Origin of the sequence: Xanthomonas sp. NCPPB 4467 (assembly GCF_041475665.2) — a bacterium.
GTDB lineage: Bacteria > Pseudomonadota > Gammaproteobacteria > Xanthomonadales > Xanthomonadaceae > Xanthomonas > Xanthomonas dyei.
On the sequence record NZ_CM191260.1, the window covers coordinates 1,757,627 to 1,776,688 of the forward strand.

Sequence of the window (19,062 nt, forward strand, 5' to 3'; positions counted from 1 at the left end):
GTGAGCTATCTCGGCTTGGAATGCTGCAGTGCAGCGCTAGCGTTTGCTCCGTCACAGTCCGGCGTGAGTGCGTGGCGGGCGATCAAACGTTGCCCAGGTCGCGGGCACGAAGCGTGGTCCCGTCGCTAGCGCGCGCTGACCGGCAACCGGGGCAGGGCGGGGAATGCGCGCTGCACGCAGTCGCTGCGCTCGCAGGTCAGGCAGCCCGGCCCGATCGGCACCGCATCGTCTACCGCGCCCAGGTCCCAGCCGCGCGCATAGACCAGCTGGTCGGCATGACGCAGGTCGCAGCCCATCGCCAGCGCAAAGGTCTTGCGCGGGCGCCCGTAACCGGGGGCGCCGCTGCTGACCTGGCGGGCCAGCCAGAAATAGCGGCGGCCATCGGGCATGCGCGCGATCTGGGTCAGGATGCGGTCGGGCTGGTTGAACGCCTCGTACACGATCCACAGCGGGCAGGCGCCGCCCACGTGCGAAAAGTGGAAGTCGGTGGACGAATGGCGTTTGGACACATTGCCGGCGCGATCCACCCGCATGAAGAAGATCGGCAAGCCCGCCGCACCGCGTCGCTGCAAGGTACTCAAACGATGGCAGACCGCCTCGAAGCCCACCCCGAAGCGGTCCGCCAGCCACTCGATGTCGTAGCGCGAGCGCTGCGCGCTGTGCAGGAAATCGCTGTACGGCATCACCAGCGCGCCGGCGAAATAGTTGGACAGCCCGATCCGCGACAGCGCGATGCGCTCGGCATCTTCGAACCCGGCATCGGCGATGCGCGCCTCCAGCAGCGGTGCGCATTCCAGCAAGGCCAGCTGCGTGGCCATCTGGAACGCCTGCTGGCCGGGCCGCAGATGGGCGGGCAGCCACAGCACGCGCGCCTGCGCATCCACGCTGCGTTTGTCGCTGTGCAGATCGGGCGCCTCCTGCACCAGCAGGCCGTGGCGATCGGCCAGGCGCTGGCGCAGCCGCAGCGGCAGGTTTTCCGGGGTCAGCCCGAGTTCGGCATACAAGGCTTCGGCGTGCTCATCCAGTTCGGGCAGGTAGTTGTGGGCGCGGTTGAAGTAATCGCGCACCTGCTCGCCCGGCGACAGCGACGGCATCGCCGCATGCTCAATGCCGATCTGCATTTGCAGCGCGGCGTTGCGCTCCTGCAGGCGCTGATGGGCGCGATGCAGATCCAGCAATGCCTGCGCCACCTGCGGCAGGTTGCCGGTGAGCGCGCGCAACTCGGCCGGCGACAGCGTGTGGCCCAGGCTCCGCAGCGATTCGTCCAGCGGGTCGGCCAGGGCGGCCGGGTCGTCCAGATCCAGCAGGCCGTCCAGATCGCCCAGCGTGGCCTTGAGCCGCTGCTGGATCGCCAGCGTCAGCGGGCGCTGGTTGCGCTCGATCTGGTTGAGATAGCTCGGCGATAACGCCAGCCGGCGCGCCAGCTCGGCCTGGGTCAGGCCGTGGCGCTGCCGCAGCCGCTGCAGGCGCAGGCCGAGTTGATGGCGGAGGACGGGCGGCGAGGACTGGGGCATTCGCAAGATTCGCAAAATTGTGCGGCCAGCTTAGCGCGATTAAGCAAATGTGGGCTGGGAATGGCAGGTTGGGCTGCGAACAATGCGAAGTACTGGGCCAGCCGGCCCGATGTCTTCTGCGAGCGAACCCTGTGATGAGCGAATCCGTCCCCCGCGTGTCCCTGTTGATCGATGGACAAATGCTGGTCTCCGCCAGCGACCAGTGGCAGGACGTGGTCAACCCGGCCGACCAGTCGGTGCTGGCTCAGGTGCCGTTCGCCACCACGGCCGAAGTCGACGCTGCAGTGGCTGCGGCCAGCCGCGCCTTCGTCAGCTGGCGCAAGACGCCCATCGGCACCCGCGCACGCGTCTTCCTCAAGTATCAGCAGCTGATCCGCGAGCACATGCCCGAGCTGGCCGCGCTGCTCAGCGCCGAGCAGGGCAAGACTCTGGCCGATGCCGAAGGCGATGTGTTCCGCGGGCTGGAAGTGGTGGAGCACGCCGCGGCGATCGGCAATCTGCAGTTGGGCGAGCTGGCCAACAACGTCGCCACCGGCGTGGACACCTACAGCCTGCTGCAACCGCTGGGCGTGTGCGCCGGCATCACCCCGTTCAACTTCCCGGCAATGATCCCGCTGTGGATGTTTCCGATGGCCATTGCCACCGGCAACACCTTCGTGCTCAAGCCGTCCGAGCAGGACCCGATGGTCACCATGCGCCTTGTGGAACTTGCGCTGGAAGCGGGCATTCCCAAGGGCGTGCTCAACGTGGTGCACGGCGGCGAAGATGTGGTCAACGCACTGTGCGATCACCCGGACATCAAGGCGCTGTCGTTCGTCGGCTCCACCAAGGTGGGCACGCACGTCTATCGCCGCGCATCGCTGGCCGGCAAGCGTGTGCAATGCATGATGGGCGCCAAGAATCACGCCGTGGTGCTGCCGGACGCCAATCAGGAGCAGACCCTCAATGCGATGGTCGGTGCCGCATTCGGTGCGGCCGGCCAGCGCTGCATGGCGGCCTCCACGCTGGTGCTGGTGGGCGACGCGCAGCAGTGGATTCCCGCCCTGGTCGCCAAGGCCAAGACCTTGAAATTGGGCGCGGGCAACGCCCAGGGCACCGACGTCGGCCCGCTGATTTCCTGTGCGGCGCGCGAGCGCGTGGAGAGCCTGATCGCCTCCGGCGTGGAGCAGGGCGCCACGCTGGAATTGGACGGTCGCAGCCCCACCGTGACCGGGTTCGAACACGGCAACTTCGTCGGCCCGACGATCTTCTCCGGCGTCACGCCGGGCATGCGCATTTACGACGAAGAAATCTTCGGGCCGGTGCTGGTGATCCTGGGCGCAGACACGCTGGACGATGCGATCGCGCTGGTCAACGCCAATCCCAACGGTAACGGCACCGCGTTGTTCACCCAGTCCGGTGCTGCTGCGCGGCGTTTTCAGGAAGACATCGACGTGGGCCAGGTCGGCATCAACGTGCCGATTCCGGTGCCGGTGCCGCTGTTTTCGTTCACCGGCTCGCGCGCCTCCAAGCTCGGCGACCTGGGCCCGTACGGCAAGCAGGTGGTGATGTTCTACACCCAGACCAAGACCGTCACCGCGCGCTGGTTCGACGACCAGACGCTGGGCCATGGCGTCAACACCACCATCTCTCTCAAGTGACCCCAACGCCATGAATGCAGCTATCCAGCTACACCCCAACGCGGCCGATCTGAACGACGAGCAGGAAGCCTTCCGCGCTGCCGCGCGCGACTTCGCCGACAAGGAACTCGCGCCGTATGCCGCGCAATGGGATGCGGAGAGCCACTTTCCACGCGAGGCGATTGCCAAGGCCGCTGAACTGGGTTTCTGCGGCCTGTACACCGACGAAGGCGTGGGCGGCCTGGGCATGCGTCGGCTCGATGCGGCGGTGGTGTTCGAGGAACTGGCGACCGTCGATCCATCTACCTCGGCCTTCATCAGCATCCACAACATGGCGACATGGTTGATTGCCAGCTATGGCAACGACGGCGTGCGTGCGCAATGGGGCGAGGCGATGACCAGCGGCGCCAAGCTGGGCTCGTACTGCCTGACCGAGCCGGGTGCCGGCTCGGATGCGGCATCGTTGAAAACCCGCGCCCAGCGCGATGGCGACAGCTACGTGCTCAACGGCAGCAAGGCCTTTATTTCAGGCGCTGGCGCCACCGATGTGCTGGTGGTGATGGCACGCACCGGCGACGATGGCGCGCGCGGCATCAGCGCTTTTGCGGTGCCGGCCGACGCGCCCGGCATCAGCTACGGCCGCAAGGAAGAAAAGATGGGCTGGAACAGTCAGCCCACGCGCGGGGTGACATTCACCGATGTGCGCATCCCGGCCGGCAATCTGCTCGGCAAGGAAGGCGAAGGCTTCAAGATGGCGATGAAGGCGCTGGATGGCGGCCGCATCAATATCGCCGCCTGCTCGCTGGGTGCCGCGCAGGGTGCACTGGATGCCGCACGTCGCTACATGGGCGAGCGCCGCCAGTTCGGCAAGAAACTGGCAGATTTCCAGGCGTTGCAATTCAAGCTGGCCGACATGGCCACACAATTGGTGGCCGCGCGGCAGATGGTGCACACCGCCGCCCGCAAGCTCGATGCCGGCAGCCACGATGCCACCGTGTGGTGCGCCATGGCCAAGCGTTTTGCCACCGATGCGGGTTTTGCCATCTGCGACGACGCACTGCAGATCCACGGCGGTTATGGCTATATCCGCGAGTACCCGATCGAACGCCTGCTGCGCGACAGCCGCGTGCATCGCATCCTGGAAGGCACCAACGAAGTGATGCGCATGATCATTGCGCGGCATCTGCTCAACGGCGAGGAGGAACTGCGATGAGCGCATGGGAAGGGCGTGTGCATACCGGCTTGCAGGTCGAGCGCGATGGGCATGTCGCCATCGTCACCTTGAGCAACCCGCCGGCCAACACCTGGACCGTGCAGAGCCTGGCCGCCTTGCGCGACCTGGTGCATGCATTGGACGCCGACCGCAGCGTGTATGCGCTGGTGATCACCGGCGAAGGCGAAAAGTTCTTCAGCGCCGGCGCCGACCTCAAGCAGTTTGCCGACGGCGACAAGGCCGCTGCACGCGCGGCCGCGCGTCGTTTCGGCGAAGCGTTCGAGGCGTTGAGCGCGTTTCGTGGCGTGTCGATCGCCGCCATCAACGGCTATGCCATGGGCGGCGGTCTGGAATGCGCGCTGGCCTGCGACCTGCGCATTGCCGAGCAGCAGGCGCATCTGGCGCTCCCGGAAGCCAGCGTCGGGTTGTTGCCGTGCGCGGGCGGCACGCAGAACCTGCCGCGCCTGGTCGGCGAAGGCTGGGCCAAACGCATGATCCTGCTGGGCGAGCGTATCGATGCCGCCACCGCACACCGTATCGGTCTGGTCGAAGAGGTGGTCGGCAAGGGCGAGTCGCGCGCGCTGGCAATTGCGTGGGCGCAGCGTGCCGGCAAGCAGAGTCCGGTGAGCGTGGCCGCCTGCAAGCGGCTGGTGCAATCCACCCGCCATGGCACGCACGCCGCAGCCTTGGTTGCCGAGCGCGAAGCCTTCGTCGACCTGTTCGAACAGGCCGACCAGGCCGAAGGGGTTGCCGCATTTTTGGAAAAGCGCGCGCCGCAGTGGAGCAACCGCTGATGACGGACGTCAGCGCCACCGACGAGGCGCCGGTGCTGTTCGAGCAGCGCGATTGTGCCGACGGGCATCGCATCGGCATTGCAACCTTGAATGCGCCCAAGACGCTCAATGGCCTGTCGCTGCAGATGACCCGGCTGCTGGATGCGCAGTTAAGTGCATGGGCCGACGATGCGCAGATTGCCTGCGTGGTGCTGCGTGGTGCCGGCGATAAAGCCTTGTGCGCTGGCGGCGATCTGCATGGGCTGTACCAGAGCATGCGCGCGCATCGCGATGCGGTACCAGATGCGGCCCAGCGCCGTGCAAGGCCGCAAGACAATCCGCATGCCGCCGCATTTTTCGAAGAAGAATATCGGCTGGATTACCGCATCCATACCTATGCCAAGCCGCTGCTGTGCTGGGGCCATGGCATCGTGATGGGGGGCGGAATCGGCCTGATGTCCGGCGCCAGCCATCGCGTGGTCACCGAGCGTTCGCGCCTGGCGATGCCCGAGATCAGCGTCGGCTTGTTTCCCGATGTAGGCGGCAGCTGGTTGCTGCGGCGCGTGCCGCACGGCGCTGGTGTGTTTCTCGCCTTGACCGGGGCACCGCTCAATGCCAGCGATGCCATCTACGCCGGTCTGGCCGATGTGCGGTTGGAGCACGCGCAATACAGCGCCGTGCTGGATGCCTTGAGCGCGCACGCGTGGACCGGCGATGCCGGCAACGATCGTGAGCAACTCGGTGCGTTTTTGCATGGAATCGCGCAGCCGCTGGAACCGGGCCCGCTGCAGTTGCATGCGGCATTGATCGAGCAACTGGTGTCCGGCGACACGCTGGAGCAGGTGGTCGAGGCGATCGGGGCGCTGCAAAGCGAGGATGGGTGGCTACAGGCTGCGCGCACGACCCTGGCCGCCGGCGCGCCCGGCTCGGCACGGCTGGCATGGGAGCTGCAACGTCATCCCGGCAATGAGACGCTGGCCGATACCTTCCGCACCGAATATGTGGTGGCGCTGCACGCCGCCGCCCACGGCGATTTTGCCGAAGGCATCCGGGCATTGCTGATCGACAAGGACCGCCAGCCGCGGTGGCAGCCGGCATTGCTGAGCGAAGCGGATACGCAATGGGCGGCTGAATTTTTCAACGCACCATGGTCGGCAGCGCAGCATCCGCTGGCAGATCTTGGCGCGCACCAGGCATGACAGCCGCGTGCCCCGCAGGTCTGGCGCAACCATGCAACCACCGCGCAGATTTCGTGCGTAATGCTGCGTGCGTAACGCTGTTTGCGACGCTGCGCGGCATTGCGCGCTGAGCGCCTCCCGACCCTTTTGATACCTGCTCCACTCTGGAGATCGACACGATGAGCAAGATCGCTTTTATCGGCCTGGGCAACATGGGCGGCCCGATGGCCGCCAACCTGATCAAGGCCGGGCACCAGCTACGCGTTTTCGATCTGGTGCAGGGCGCACTGGATGCGGCATCGGCCGCTGGCGCCCACGCAGCAACCTCGGCGCACGACACCCTGGTTGATGCCGAGATCGTCATCTCGATGCTGCCGGCCAGCCGGCATGTCGAAGGGCTGTATCTGGGCGATGGCGGCATCCTGACGCAGATTCCCGACGGCGCGCTGGTGATCGACTGCAGCACCATCGCGCCGGTGTCCGCGCGCAAGGTGGCCGATGCCGCGCGCGCGCGCGGGCTGTCGATGCTGGACGCGCCGGTTTCCGGCGGCACCGCGGGTGCTGCTGCCGGCACGCTGACCTTTATCGTCGGTGGTGCTGCCGACGTGCTGGAGCGCGCCCGTCCGGTGCTGGAAGCCATGGGCAAGAACATTTTCCATGTCGGCGACAACGGCGCCGGCCAGGTCGCCAAACTGTGCAACAACATGGCGCTGGGCGTGATCATGGCCGCCACCGGCGAAGCGTTGGCGCTTGGCGTCGCGCAGGGGTTGGACCCGGCGGTGCTGTCGCAGATGATGGCGGTCAGCACCGGACGTAGCTGGGCCACCGAAGTCTGCAATCCCTGGCCCGGCGTACTGCCCAACGCACCGGCCTCGCGCGGCTACAGCGGCGGCTTCGGCAACGACCTGATGCTCAAGGACCTGGGCCTGGTGGCCGAATCTGCAGTGCAGGCCGGCGTGTCGATCCCGCTGGGCGAGCTGGCCCGCAACCTGTACGCGATGAACAGCACGGCCGGCAACGGCGCGCTGGATTTCTCCAGCGTGATCAAGCTGGTGGCCAAGGTTTGAGAGCCGCTAACAAAGCGTGTACGCCCACCTTCAAGGAGGCGTAGCCGGAGTGGCAGTTAGCATCCGTCTGGAGAGCTGATCGAACGAGGGGCATCGGCTGTAGAGCGGATGATCTGCGGCTTGGCTGCGAGGCCCTTGCCCGCCCACCATCGCGGGACACGCCGCAAGTACGTCCCTGTAGCAACTGTGTTGGTCAGGACCTCAATCCGCGACCTTTGATCAGTTTCCTTCGGGCGTGTTCATCGGTAGGTGCCGGCCGCTGGCTAGCACGCTTTTGCGTTTACTCACGGCCGCCGAGCGCGCTCAGGTGGGCTGCAGAGCGGCTCTTTGATCGCGCACGCGCGCATTGAGGATGACCAGCATCTTGCGCATCACCGCCACGAGGGCGACCTTGCCTTCCTTGCCGCGTGTGCGCAGCGATCTGTAAAAATCGCGCAGACCTGGCTCGTGCCGAGCCGAGGACATCGCCGCCATATACAGCGCCTGCCGGATATCGGCTCGGCCTCCGCCGATCCCCCGTTTACCACGCATCGCGCCGCTGTCGCGCGAGAGCGGGGCAACGCCAACCAATCGGGAGATTTGCTTTCCGTTGAGCGTCCCAAGCTCCGGTAACCGGGACACCAGCACGGCCAGCAGCACCGGACCGACCCCTTTACCGGACCGACCCCTTTGAGCGTCTTCAACGCGGCCAGGTGCGGTTGCTCGATGAGCAGCGTCTTCAGCTGCCCGGCGATCAGGTTGTCTAGCCGCGCCACGCTGCGCACAAGCTGGTTCACGTTGCCCTGCAGGATCTTTCGTAGCGCTTTTTCCGCAACCTGCAGCAACTGCTGCCTTGCTGCTTTCAGCAGTTCGACCAGTTGCCGACGGGCACGTACATGCTCGCCCAGATCGCGCTGCCAGGGTTCCAGTGGAACGTACCGATGGAGTTCCATCTTCTCGGCCATGCAGGCCAACATGGCCGCGTCCAGCCGGTCAGTCTTGGCCAGTCCCAAACCGTTGGCCAGGTTGCGTGCCCGTTGTGCATTGACGCGCGCTACCGGCAGTGCGGCGTGATGCAAGGCATCCAGCGCTGCCAGCTCGTAGCCCCCGGTCGCCTCCAGCACCACCTGCCGCACCGACAGCGTCTTCAGCCAATCGACACGCTTCCGATGACCGCCTGCGGTGTTGGTGAACTGACGGGTTTGGCCTCGAAAAACGGCAACGTCCAGAAAGTGTTTGCACACATCGATCCCGATTCCGCTCATGGGAAATCTCCGCTAGGCTAAAAATGTCGAGAGCTCCCTCGCTTGCCCAGTCTTATCGTTTCGAGTGTCAGCTCGGGCAACTGTTCGGGCGAATCAAGGGAGAATCCGGCGTGGGTACCAAGCTACATGGCGATCGCTGAGATCCAGGCTCTGACGGCAGCCCACGCCGGCTCTCGACACCTAAACTGCCAGATTCCGAACAGATAAGGCTCTTACGCGGCATCCATGCCGCATAAGGTCCCGCGACGCTGGGCGGGCAAGGACCAGTCGAGTTGGTCGGGGTGCATGGCTTGAAAAAAGCCACCGATTCACTCTCTGCTGTGGTGTCCTTGCCGATCGCGGGACCGGGTGGCGGCATGGATGCCGCCACCGAGCCTTACACGGACGTACTCGCAGCCTGTCCCGCGAGCGGTGACGGGGCCGCGCCCTCGACCGACTCGGCATTTGACCTGGGCTTTTGACTGCATCCAACAAGATGCGGCCAACACACGATTCTTGTCGGCCGACCGTTCAAGACGTCAGCCGCATTGATTCAACGGCACCATTGCTGTTCGCAGGGCACGCCATCGTTGTCGCCGTCCATTACGGTATTTGGGCAGTGCTGCAGTACGTAAGTGGCGTCTTCGCAGGAGTTCATCTGCGAGCAATGCGTGCGTCCTCCACAGCTGTAGTGCGGTGTGTGGACGGGCGTGGCGGACGTTCTGCTTGCAGATGCGGGTGCCGTTACCACAGGCGAGCTCTGAGCCGAGGTACGGGCTGGCAGCGTCCTGCCTGCCGGTGTTCGTGCTCGTGCAGATGTCGGTGCCGTTGACGCTGACGAAGTCTTGGGGAGCTCAGGGTCTGGCATCCGCGTTTCCCCATTGAGATACGCGTAGCCTCCAGCGCCTGCCACAAGCAAGAGCAACATGACTTTGCCAAGCCGGACGGGGCTATGAGCCGATGTTGATTGCGCCGCTACATGCTGCCGGCGCGGGCTGCGCTTGGCTGCCTGTGTGCCGGCACGCATGACGCGCACGGCACGTGGGCGGCCGTCCGGGCCCGGCTCGGTCTCGAAGGAAATCAACTCGCCGATGCGCGGTGCCATCGGGCTGCGTGGAAACGCAGAAATGTGGACGAACAAGTCGTCCCCGGGCTGTGTCGGGCTGATGAAGCCGAAGCCACGATCGGCAGTCCAGCGGGTCAACGTCCCCTGTGTGCGCATTGGCGGCGTCCATGAGTGGACGCCAAGTCTAGCTGTCGTGCGGTGTCATCCGGCCGCCGAGCATAAAAAAAGCGGCGGACCCGACGAGGTAGTCCGCCGCTCAGTGGCCGCGTCCGGTTGCGGCCTGTGGCCTTACTTCGCCTTCAACACGACCTTGGTGCTGATCGCGGTTTCGTTGGGGATGGTCTTGGTGTCGGCCCAGTCGCCGCCGCCCACACCGAAGTCCAGCCGCTTGACCACCGCCTTGCCCGCCAGCACCGGCTGCGCGCCCGGCGTCCAGGTAAAGGACAGCGTGACCGGCTTGCTGACGCCGCGCAGTTCCAGTGTGCCGTCGGCCGCGTACTGGTTGCCGCCGAGCGCACGGAACTTGTCGGCGCGATAGCGCGCGGTGGCGAACTTGGCGACGTTGAAAAAGTCCGGGCCTTGCAGGGTCGAATCGCGATCGTTGTTGCCGCTGATCGCGCTGGCCAGCGGAATGCGCACATCGAGCTTGGCTGCGGCCAGATTGGCCGGATCGAAACTCAGCGTGGTGTCGAAACCGGGGAATTTGCCGGTGAACACTTCGCCGTCGTACTTGCTGGCGAACACCAGCGAGGAGCCGGGCGCCTGGACGTAGTCGGCGGCCAGCACCGGCGCGGTGGCGAAAGTGGCGACCAGCGACGCGGCGACCAGCAGGGGAGAGGCGAACAACTTGGACGACATGGGAAATCCTTAGGGTTTGGAGGACAGCCAGCCGCGCGGCAACATCCGCGCCAGGGTGGCATCACGCTGGAAAATATGGTGGTACAGCGCAGCGCCGGCGTGCGCCAGCACCACAGCGATCAACAGCCAGAAGCCCCACTCGTGGACGACATGAGAGGCGGCGCGTAGCTGCTCGTCCGGGCCGCTGAGCTTGGGCACCGCGAACAGGCCGAACCAGCGGAACGGGCGCAAGCCACTGCTGGAGTCGTACAGCCAGCCCGACAGCGGCATGGCGAAAATCATGGCGTAGAGCAGCCAGTGGGTCAGCCCGGCGATCCGTTCCTGCCAGCGCGGGGTGCCCGCCACCGGCGGCGGCGCGCCTGCGTACAGACGCCAACCCAGGCGCGCTATCACCAGCGCCAGCACGGTCAGCCCCACCGATTTGTGCGCGGTATAGACCCAGAAGTACTTCGGTGTCTTGGGCAGTTCGCCCATGGTCAGGCCGACGATGCCCAGCACCAGAATCAGCAAGGCGATCAGCCAATGCAGGGTCTGGCTGACACCGCCCCAGCGCTCGCTGTTTTTCAGGCTCATGTTCCCGATTCCTGGGCGGCAGGCGCGTCAGTGGTGGCAGGTTCGGCTTGCGCCGGCGCTGCGTCGTCGTCGGCGCGGCCTTCGCGCACGGCTTCGGCTTCGATGCGCAACTCCACGGTGTCGCCGATCATCGACTTCCATGCATCGACCCCGAACTCCGCCCGGCTCAGCGTGGCGGTTGCCGAGAAGCCGGCAGTACGGCGAAACGGCGGCAGCGGGTGGCGCTTGAGCGCGTTGAGGGTGACGTCCAGGGTCACCGGGCGGGTGACGCCGTGCAGGGTCAGGTTGCCGGTGACCTTGGCTTGGTTCTCGCCGCTGGCCTCCACGTGCGTGGAGACGAAATGCGCGTCGGGAAAGCGCTCGGCGTCGAGTAGGTTACGTGCCAGGGTGGCCTGATTCCACTTGGCATCGCCCAGGTCGGCACGGTGCAGCGGCACGGTCACATCCAGCCGCGCGGCGGCCCAGTCGTCCGGGTCGAACACCAGCGTTCCGCTACTGCCCGACACGGTGCCCAATGCCTTGGAAAAGCCGGCATGGTCGACCGCGAACAGCACACGGGTGTGCACCGGGTCCAGCGCATAGCGCACCGGTGCGGCGGAGGCGGCCAGGCTGGTCAGTGCCAGGGCAGGAAGGAGCAGCAGGCGGGCGATGGGCGTCATGGGCGGATTCTAGACACATCCCGGCGCTGCGCGCGCGGCTTGCGCTTGCAACGATCCATTGCGAGCATGCCGGCTGGACGTGGAAAGGATTCCCGCATGCGCGGTCTGTTACTGGGGTTGCTCGTTGCGTTGATGGCGTTGCCGGCCCTGGCCGAGGTGCCTGCCATCCCGCGCTTTCGCATTGTGGGTGCCGCCGAAGGGCTGCCCTCGACCATGATTACCGCAATCGCACAGGATCGTGCGGGCTATCTGTGGATGACCACCACCGATGGCCTGGTTCGGTATGACGGCGCCGAGTTCAAGGTATGGCGTAACGATCCGACCGATCGCTACTCGCTGCGCAGCAATGCCCTGCAGGCGATGTATATCGACGACCAGGATCGCATCTGGCTGGCACTGGCGGGTGCCGGGCTGGCAACGCTGAGCGCCGATCGCAGCAAATTCACCGCCTATCTTCCCGACGACATTGCTGCGCTGGCGTTGGGAGATATCTATGCCATTGCCGGCCGCGGCGATGAGATCTGGCTCGGCATGTCGACCGGGAATGTCTTGCGTCTGGATGCCAAGGGGCATTTCAGCTCACTCGATCTGTCCAAGATGGAAGATCCGCTAGACCCCAATCCGGTCTACGCCCTGGCCCTGGACGACCGTGAGCGCATGTGGATCGGGACGCTCGGCGGTTTGGCGTACTACGACGGGCTGGCCTTGCACCGCGTGCGACCGGATGGCGACGCCAGCGGCATCAATGCGCTGCAGTGGGTAGGCCAGCGGCTGTGGAGCTCCTCGGACACCGGGTTGCGCTATATGGATTCCTCCGGTGGGTGGCATACGCCCACCTGGGCCTCGATGTTTGCGGCAGGCAATCGGGTCTGGACGGTGGCCGATGCCGGAGATGGCGAATTCTGGCTCGGCACCGAGCAGGGGCTATGGCACACCCGTGCCGATCATCCACCGACGCCGGTCAACAACGGGGATGAACCATTGGTTTCCAATCGTCATGTCACCACCATCTGGCGAAGTCCGCATGGGGGGATCTGGGTACCCCTGCATGGCCGCGGGCTTGCCTACCTGCGCGAGGACTGGCGTCGGACGGCAGCCTTCAAGCAGGTCAACGATCAGGGCAAAGGCATCTCTTGCAGCCTTGCACCGGCCAATCGCTCTGGCGGCCTGTGGCAGTTCGATAGCAGTGGCAGGTTGCTGCGCTACGACACATCGTCTGGCGCCTTGGTGCAGACCGGAATCCAGCATCCGGATCTGCGTGAGATGGAAGTCACCTCCGCGCTGGAAGACGGTCGCGGGCAGCTCTGGCTCGGTAACGCGCGGCATGCACTGTCGCGTCTGGACCTGACCACTGGAGAGCTGACCCATTTCACCGGGGATGGGCCCGCCGAGGCGGTGCTCTGGATCGGGGAGCCCGGCGATGGCACCGTGTGGACAGCGTTCGAGCAAGTGATCCAGCGACGCGACCTCGTCAGCGGGCGCATCCTGGAGACGATCTCCCCAAACGATCTGCATGGCCTGAAGGAGTTGCCGTACTACCAGATCAGCATGGGGCCGGATGGGCGCGTGTGGATCAGCGGTACTGGCGGAGTGTATGCCTGGCATGCCGACACGCATCGATTCATGCTGGTGCCGGGGCTGGATGTCGACTTTATCCAGCGCTTTGTCGTCAAGGATCGCAATCGCATATGGCTTTACATCGCCGGTAGCATCGAGCGCTGGGAGCAAGGCAATGGCGTCTGGAAACGGGTAAGCCGCATTCGCGCTGCCGAAGGATTTCCCGCCATGGATGCCTACGGTCTTGAGCTGGATGCGCTTGGGCGCGTGTGGATGTCCGGCCCGCGTGGCCTATGGCGTATCGACCCCCGCACAACGCCTGCCAAAATCCGCAGTTTCAGTGCACGTGACGGGTTGACCAGCCAGGAGTTCAGTCGCCGCTGCCTGCTGATGTCCAACAACGGTGTGTTGGTGGGCGGGACCGCCGACGGATTCACGCTGCTGATCGATACCAACGCGCCGGACGTTCCCTCGTTTACCCCGCAGATGCGGCTGGAAGCGGTGAGCGTCCAGCAGGGCGATCGACGTCGCGCATTGCCGATCGGCGGTGGTTTTTCGCTGGTACCGAGCGATCGACAGTTGCGCATCAATATGCGGCTGCTGTCTTTCATCGACCCGATGGCGAACCGTTACCGCACGCGATTGCAAGGCTTCGACACCGATTGGGTCGAGCATGGGGCTGCGGGCATGCGCGAGTTTTCATCGTTGCCGCCGGGCAATTATGTGCTTGAGATGCAGGGTGTGGATCCGCTTGGCAATGCATCGCAGGTGCAATCGCTGCAATTCTCGGTGCTGCCGCCCTGGTGGCGCAGCGACGTCGGTATTGCGTTGATCTGCATGGTCGGCCTGTTGCTCAGTGCACTGCTTGCCGCGGCCTACCGGCATCGTGTGCGCATGCGGGCGCAGTGGCAGCTGGCCCAGCACAAGCGCGAGCTGGCCGAGCAGGCGTCGTTGGCCAAGACACGCTTTCTGGCGACCTTGGGGCATGAGGTGCGCACGCCGATGACCGGTGTGCTGGGGATGAGCGAGCTGTTGTTGCAGACACCGCTGGATGCGCGCCAGCAGGGCTACGCCGGCGCGATCCAGTCGGCCGGCAAGCACTTGCTGCGACTGGTCAACGATGCCCTGGATCTGGCGCGGATCGAAGCCGGCAAGCTGCCGCTGGACAATCGCGATTTCGATCTACGTCTGCTGATCGGGCAAGTGGTCGAACTGGTTCGTCCCAGTGCCGAGCAGAAGCAGCTGGCGTTCGCGTGCGAACTGGATGACGCGCTGCCGCCGGCACTGCATGGCGATGCCAGCCGCGTGCAGCAGATTCTGCTCAATCTGCTGTTCAATGCGGTCAAGTTCACCGAGCGCGGCGGCGTGCAATTGCGCGTCTCGGCGTTGCCGCAGAGCCCGACACAAGGCATCCGGGTGGAGGTGCGCGACACCGGGCCCGGCATGAGCGTCGAGCAGCGTGGGCGCCTGTTCCAGCGCTTCGAACAGGCCGAAGGCGCACTGACCCTGGCCCGGCATGGCGGCAGTGGGCTGGGCCTGGCGATCTGCCGTGAGCTTGCTGCGGCGATGGGCGGCGTGGTGAGCGTGGACAGCGAATTGGGCCAGGGCGCGTGCTTCGTGGTGGAGCTGCCGCTGCGTTGGGTGGCGACGTTGCCTGCGGCGGCCCCGGCTCCAGCACGCGCGGTCGTTGCCAGGGATCAGGCACCGCTGCAGTTGCTGCTGGTGGAAGACGACCCGACCGTGGCGCAGGTGATCGTGGGGTTGCTGCAGACGCGCGGGCACCAGGTCACCCATGTCTTGCATGGGTTGGCCGCCTTGGCCGAGGTGAGTACGCGTAGCTTCGACGCCGGGTTATGCGATCTGGATCTGCCCGGCCTGGACGGTGCCGCGCTGGTGGCGCAACTGCGCGCGCGCGGGGTGCGCTTCCCGATCGTGGCGGTGACCGCGCGGGCCGACGCCGATGCCGAGCCGCAGGCGATGGCGGCTGGCTGCAATGGTTTCCTGCGCAAGCCGGTCACCGGTGAGCTGCTGGCGAACGCTCTGGCACGGGCGCTTGCCGAGGCTGCCGACTCGCCGGACGACAGCGCCGCCGACTAGGGGCAAGTGCGCCGGAGCGGGTACAGTGCAGTCCGGCCGGGGAGTGCGCGCGATCGCGCAGGTGGCTGGGACAAGGATGACGATGAAACAGGTAGTGCTGTCCGTGCTTGCTGTCGTGGCGCTGTTGATCGGCGTGGAGGCAGCGGCGGTGAACCAGATCGAGACGCCGCGGATGCGCCGGTTCGGCCCGAGCGAAGGTCTGCCTTCGCGCATGGTGCTGGCACTGGCGCAGGATCGGCAGGGCTATGTCTGGGCGGCCACCAGCGACGGCCTGGCGCGTCATTACGGTATCGGCCTGCAGGTATGGCAACACGACCCGCACAATGCCCGCTCGATTCCCGGCAACGAGGTGGAAACGCTCCTGGTCGACGATCGCGACCGGGTGTGGTTGGGCGTCAACGACTCGCCACTGAGCATGCTGGATGCGGACCGTGCGGCATTCACGACCTTTCCGGACGTTGCGCAAGCCTGTGGCGGGCAGGTCTGGGCGCTGGCGCAGGCGCAGGGTGCGCTGTGGATCGGAAGCAGCAGCGGTGGCTTGTGCCGCCGCGAGGAAAATGGCCGCATCACGGTCTTCCGTGCCACCCCCGACGCAGCGGACGGGCTGCCCAGCGACACCATCATGAGCATGCTCACCGATGCGCGCGGCCGGTTGTGGATCGGGACCGCTGGCGGGCTGGTGATGCGCGACGGCGAGCGCTTCGTGCGCGTCGCGCCGGACCGCCTGAGCGCGATGGTGTTAAAGCTCAGCAAGGATCCCGATGGCACGCTGTGGGTGGGAAGCGGCAAAGGCCTGTATCGGGTGACCCCGGCCGGCGTGCTTGAACCTGCGCCCTGGAAAGGAGCTTCCAGCGTGCGTGCCGGCAGCGTGGTGCACGACGTGCATGGCGGTTACTGGGTGGGTGCGGCCGATGGGTTTTTCCGCGTTGCGCCGGGCGAAACCAAACTACGCGTCATGGAGGGCGATCGGGGCAGCGGCTTTCTCACCGCGCACAGTGGCGTGCTCGATGTGATGCAGGACCGTCAGGGCGGTGTGTGGCTGGGGCTGATTTCGCAGGGCCTGGCCTATCTGCCGCCGGATTGGCGGCGCTTCTCCACGATCCTGCAGGCGCAAGGAAAGCCGCTGGAAAGCCTGTACCTGATGAACGCAGCCGCCGACGGCGACAGCTTCCTGGTGACGACCGGCGAAGGGGTGTATCGCGTCGGCGATCAAGGCGAGATCGTCCCCGTGCTGCACAGCGATGTGCTGGGAGGCGGCAGCGTGCAGTCGGTGCTACCGGCCGGCGATGGCAGCCTGTGGGTGGCGCTGCAGAAGGGGGTGACGCGCTATCAGCCCAAGACCGGAGAAAAACATGCGCTGGCGATGCAGATCGACACCTCCGATGCGCGTCGCGTGGAACTGATGACGCCGGGCATCGATGGCGAGTTCTGGTTGTCGATCGTCGAAGGCGGCGTGCAGCGGCGTGCGGCGGATGGCCGCCTGCTGGCAACCTTTCGCTTCGGTACCGACCTCAGCGAAGTGGGCGGCATGGTGCAGCAACTGCTCGTGCGCCCGGATGGCTCGGCATGGGTGGCCGCCGGCGATGGGCTGTGGGTCTGGCAGGGCGAGCGCTTTCGCAAGGTGATCGGCGGCGCCGACGCTGCGCCTGAAGTCTATGCGTTGGCGTTCGTGTCGCCGCGCGAGTTCTGGGCCGGGCGGCCTGGGGCGATCGAGCGCTACCGCTGGGATGGTGCCAATGCGCAGTTGCTTGAGCGGGTGGGCCACGCGCAGGGTATGCCCTCCACCGAGATTCGCGGACTGGCGCTTGGCGGCACGGACACTGTCTGGGCGACCACCTCGCGCGGCCTGTACGCCTACCGGCGCGGGCAACCGCAGGTGCGCATGTTCGGGCAGCGCGACGGCCTGCCGGACAGCGAATTTTCGATGCGCCCACCGGTGGTCGGCACCAGCGGGCAGGTGCTGGCACTGACCACCAGCGGCATCGTGTTGTTCGATCCCGCGCAGCCCTTTGCACCGGCACCGGTGGCGCGGTTGGTGATCGAATCGGTGCAGGTCCGCCGCAACGATGCCGAGCGTCTGCAGCTACTGCCGCACAAAGAGACGATCGTGCTGCAGGCACGCGATCGCGATCTACGCATCAGCGCGCGGTTGCTGTCGTTCGTCGATCCTGCCTCGGCACGCTATCGCTACCGTGTGGAGGGTTACGACGCGGGGTGGGTGGAGCAGGGCGCCACCGGCGAACGTGTGATGTCGCGGCTGCCGCCGGGCGACTACCGCATCGACGTGCAGGCGCGTGCCGGCGACGGCAACTGGATCGCCGCACCCTCGCTGCACCTGCAGGTGCGTCCGCCGTGGTGGCTGAGTACGCCGGCGCAACTGGTTGCGGTGCTGTTGGGCGTGCTGCTGCTTTGCCTGGGCGTGTGGGGCTGGCGGCGACGCGTGCGGCGTCAGCAGGAGTGGGTGCTGGCGCAGCAGCGCCAGCAACTTGCCGAGCAGGCTTCGATCGCCAAGTCGCACTTTCTGGCCACGCTGGGGCATGAGGTGCGCACGCCGATGACCGGTGTGCTGGGCATGAGCGAGCTGCTGCTGGCTACGCCGCTGGATGCGAAACAGCGCAGCCACGTCGATGCGATCCGCAAGGCCGGTGCGCATCTGCTGCGGCTGGTCAACGATGCGCTGGATCTGGCACGGATCGAAGCGGGCAAGCTGGAATTGGTGCAGCAGCCGTTCGATCCATCGCAGCTGACCCAGGAACTGGCCGACTTCATGCACCCCATCGTCGAGGCGCGTGGGCTGCGGTTTCATTACCGCAATCAGTTGCCCGCCGATCTGTCGGTGATGGGCGACGCCACGCGGGTGCGGCAGATTCTGATCAACCTGCTTGGCAATGCGATCAAGTTCGCCGAACGCGGTGAAGTAGGGCTTTCCGTCAGCCGGCACGGCGACTGCCTGCGCTTCAAGGTGCGCGACTCCGGTCCCGGCATCGGGCCCGAGCAGCAGAAGCGTCTGTTTCAACGCTTCGAACAGGGCGAAGGCGCGCGTACCAGCGCGCGCTATGGCGGCAGCGGCTTGGGGCTGGCGATCTGCCAGGAACTGACGGTGGCGATGAAGGGCCAGATCCGTGTCCGCAGCCGACTCGGCGTTGGCACCCAGTTCACCGTGGATCTGCCGTTGCCGATCGATCGGTCGGCCCCGCGCAGTGCTGCGGGCGAACCACGCACGCTGGCCGGCGCGCCGCTGCGCATCTTGCTGGTGGAAGACGATCCGACCGTGGCCGACGTGATCAGCGGGCTGTTGATCGGGCGCGGCCATCGCGTGGTGCATGCCGCACACGGTCTGGCGGCATTGTCCGAAGCGGTCGATGGCGGCTTCGATGTCGCGTTGCTGGATCTGGATCTGCCGGGCCTGGACGGCTTCGCGCTGGCCTCGCAACTGCGCCGGCTCGGTCACGGCTTCCCGTTGCTGGCCGTCACCGCACGTGCCGATGGCGATGCCGAACGCCAGGCGCAGATCGCCGGTTTCGATGGATTCCTGCGCAAACCGGTGACGGCCGACATGTTGATCGATGCGATTGCGGCGGCATGCGCAACGGCGCGCGCGCGCGACCAGTCCATGCCTATGCCAGGCTGAGCTGGCGCACAGCGCTCACCGCGCACGGCCTGCT

12 protein-coding genes and 1 pseudogene are annotated in these 19,062 nt (G+C 66.0%); 7 read left to right on the forward strand and 6 right to left on the reverse strand.

Annotated features, from left to right (window positions below):
* Window positions 1-125: 125 nt before the first annotated feature.
* Window positions 126-1,514, reverse strand: coding sequence for a helix-turn-helix domain-containing protein (locus ACCQ06_RS07675; RefSeq protein ID WP_316691613.1), 1,389 nt, complete (start codon window positions 1,512-1,514; stop codon window positions 126-128).
* A 134-nt stretch (window positions 1,515-1,648) separates the two neighbouring features.
* Between ACCQ06_RS07675 and ACCQ06_RS07680 the strand changes: the two genes are divergently transcribed.
* The 5 genes from ACCQ06_RS07680 to mmsB all read left to right on the forward strand — a co-directional run bounded on the left by ACCQ06_RS07680 (window position 1,649) and on the right by mmsB (window position 7,364).
* On the forward strand, window positions 1,649-3,154 hold the full coding sequence (locus ACCQ06_RS07680; protein WP_316691614.1) for a CoA-acylating methylmalonate-semialdehyde dehydrogenase: 1,506 nt from the start codon (window positions 1,649-1,651) through the stop codon (window positions 3,152-3,154).
* A 10-nt stretch (window positions 3,155-3,164) separates the two neighbouring features.
* Window positions 3,165-4,346, forward strand: a complete 1,182-nt coding sequence (locus ACCQ06_RS07685; RefSeq protein ID WP_104614088.1) for an acyl-CoA dehydrogenase family protein — start codon at window positions 3,165-3,167, stop codon at window positions 4,344-4,346.
* Window positions 4,343-5,140 carry an enoyl-CoA hydratase gene (locus ACCQ06_RS07690; RefSeq protein WP_316691615.1) on the forward strand — a complete coding sequence of 266 codons (798 nt, stop codon included), beginning with the start codon at window positions 4,343-4,345 and terminating at the stop codon, window positions 5,138-5,140. The genes ACCQ06_RS07685 and ACCQ06_RS07690 overlap by 4 nt, the downstream gene beginning before the upstream one ends.
* The gene (locus ACCQ06_RS07695) at window positions 5,125-6,318 is read left to right on the forward strand and encodes an enoyl-CoA hydratase/isomerase family protein (RefSeq protein WP_228322694.1); all 1,194 of its coding nucleotides are present in this window, start codon (window positions 5,125-5,127) and stop codon (window positions 6,316-6,318) included. The genes ACCQ06_RS07690 and ACCQ06_RS07695 overlap by 16 nt, the downstream gene beginning before the upstream one ends.
* Before the next feature lie 143 nt (window positions 6,319-6,461).
* On the forward strand, window positions 6,462-7,364 hold the full coding sequence (gene mmsB, locus ACCQ06_RS07700) for a 3-hydroxyisobutyrate dehydrogenase (RefSeq protein WP_316692517.1): 903 nt from the start codon (window positions 6,462-6,464) through the stop codon (window positions 7,362-7,364).
* Window positions 7,365-7,667: 303 nt separating this feature from the next.
* On the opposite strand, the pseudogene ACCQ06_RS07705 reads toward mmsB, so the two are convergent.
* The 5 genes and pseudogenes from ACCQ06_RS07705 to ACCQ06_RS07725 form a co-directional block, all read right to left on the reverse strand.
* Window positions 7,668-8,608, reverse strand: a pseudogene (locus tag ACCQ06_RS07705) (IS110 family RNA-guided transposase).
* Window positions 8,609-9,140: 532 nt separating this feature from the next.
* Complete coding sequence (locus ACCQ06_RS07710; RefSeq protein ID WP_316691616.1) at window positions 9,141-9,809, reverse strand: excalibur calcium-binding domain-containing protein; 669 nt, start codon at window positions 9,807-9,809, stop codon at window positions 9,141-9,143.
* 132 nt (window positions 9,810-9,941) lie between these two features.
* Window positions 9,942-10,511 carry a YceI family protein gene (locus tag ACCQ06_RS07715; RefSeq protein WP_228324233.1) on the reverse strand — a complete coding sequence of 190 codons (570 nt, stop codon included), beginning with the start codon at window positions 10,509-10,511 and terminating at the stop codon, window positions 9,942-9,944.
* A gap of 9 nt (window positions 10,512-10,520) precedes the next feature.
* Complete coding sequence (locus tag ACCQ06_RS07720) at window positions 10,521-11,084, reverse strand: cytochrome b (protein ID WP_104614461.1); 564 nt, start codon at window positions 11,082-11,084, stop codon at window positions 10,521-10,523.
* Complete coding sequence (locus ACCQ06_RS07725) at window positions 11,081-11,743, reverse strand: YceI family protein (protein WP_316691617.1); 663 nt, start codon at window positions 11,741-11,743, stop codon at window positions 11,081-11,083. Before ACCQ06_RS07725 ends, ACCQ06_RS07720 begins: the two co-directional genes overlap by 4 nt.
* Before the next feature lie 96 nt (window positions 11,744-11,839).
* Here ACCQ06_RS07725 and ACCQ06_RS07730 point away from each other — a divergent pair, with 96 nt between their 5' ends.
* Together ACCQ06_RS07730 and ACCQ06_RS07735 are read left to right on the forward strand one after the other, a co-directional pair.
* Window positions 11,840-15,397, forward strand: a complete 3,558-nt coding sequence (locus ACCQ06_RS07730; protein ID WP_316691618.1) for a hybrid sensor histidine kinase/response regulator — start codon at window positions 11,840-11,842, stop codon at window positions 15,395-15,397.
* Between the two features lie 82 nt (window positions 15,398-15,479).
* A complete protein-coding gene (locus ACCQ06_RS07735; protein ID WP_316691619.1) occupies window positions 15,480-19,028 on the forward strand; it encodes a sensor histidine kinase in 3,549 nt (1,182 codons plus the stop codon).
* Window positions 19,029-19,062: the final 34 nt, after the last annotated feature.

Bases quoted from the DNA above. Each gene is read 5' to 3' on its own strand.
- ACCQ06_RS07680 (WP_316691614.1), top strand. From the start codon at position 1,649: ATGAGCGAATCCGTCCCCCGCGTGTCCCTGTTGATCGATGGACAAATG.
- ACCQ06_RS07730 (WP_316691618.1), top strand. From the start codon at position 11,840: ATGCGCGGTCTGTTACTGGGGTTGCTCGTTGCGTTGATGGCGTTGCCG.
- ACCQ06_RS07690 (WP_316691615.1), top strand. From the start codon at position 4,343: ATGAGCGCATGGGAAGGGCGTGTGCATACCGGCTTGCAGGTCGAGCGC.
- ACCQ06_RS07735 (WP_316691619.1), top strand. From the start codon at position 15,480: ATGAAACAGGTAGTGCTGTCCGTGCTTGCTGTCGTGGCGCTGTTGATC.
- ACCQ06_RS07725 (WP_316691617.1), bottom strand. From the start codon at position 11,743: ATGACGCCCATCGCCCGCCTGCTGCTCCTTCCTGCCCTGGCACTGACC.
- ACCQ06_RS07710 (WP_316691616.1), bottom strand. From the start codon at position 9,809: ATGCGCACACAGGGGACGTTGACCCGCTGGACTGCCGATCGTGGCTTC.
- ACCQ06_RS07720 (WP_104614461.1), bottom strand. From the start codon at position 11,084: ATGAGCCTGAAAAACAGCGAGCGCTGGGGCGGTGTCAGCCAGACCCTG.
- ACCQ06_RS07675 (WP_316691613.1), bottom strand. From the start codon at position 1,514: ATGCCCCAGTCCTCGCCGCCCGTCCTCCGCCATCAACTCGGCCTGCGC.
- ACCQ06_RS07715 (WP_228324233.1), bottom strand. From the start codon at position 10,511: ATGTCGTCCAAGTTGTTCGCCTCTCCCCTGCTGGTCGCCGCGTCGCTG.
- ACCQ06_RS07685 (WP_104614088.1), top strand. From the start codon at position 3,165: ATGAATGCAGCTATCCAGCTACACCCCAACGCGGCCGATCTGAACGAC.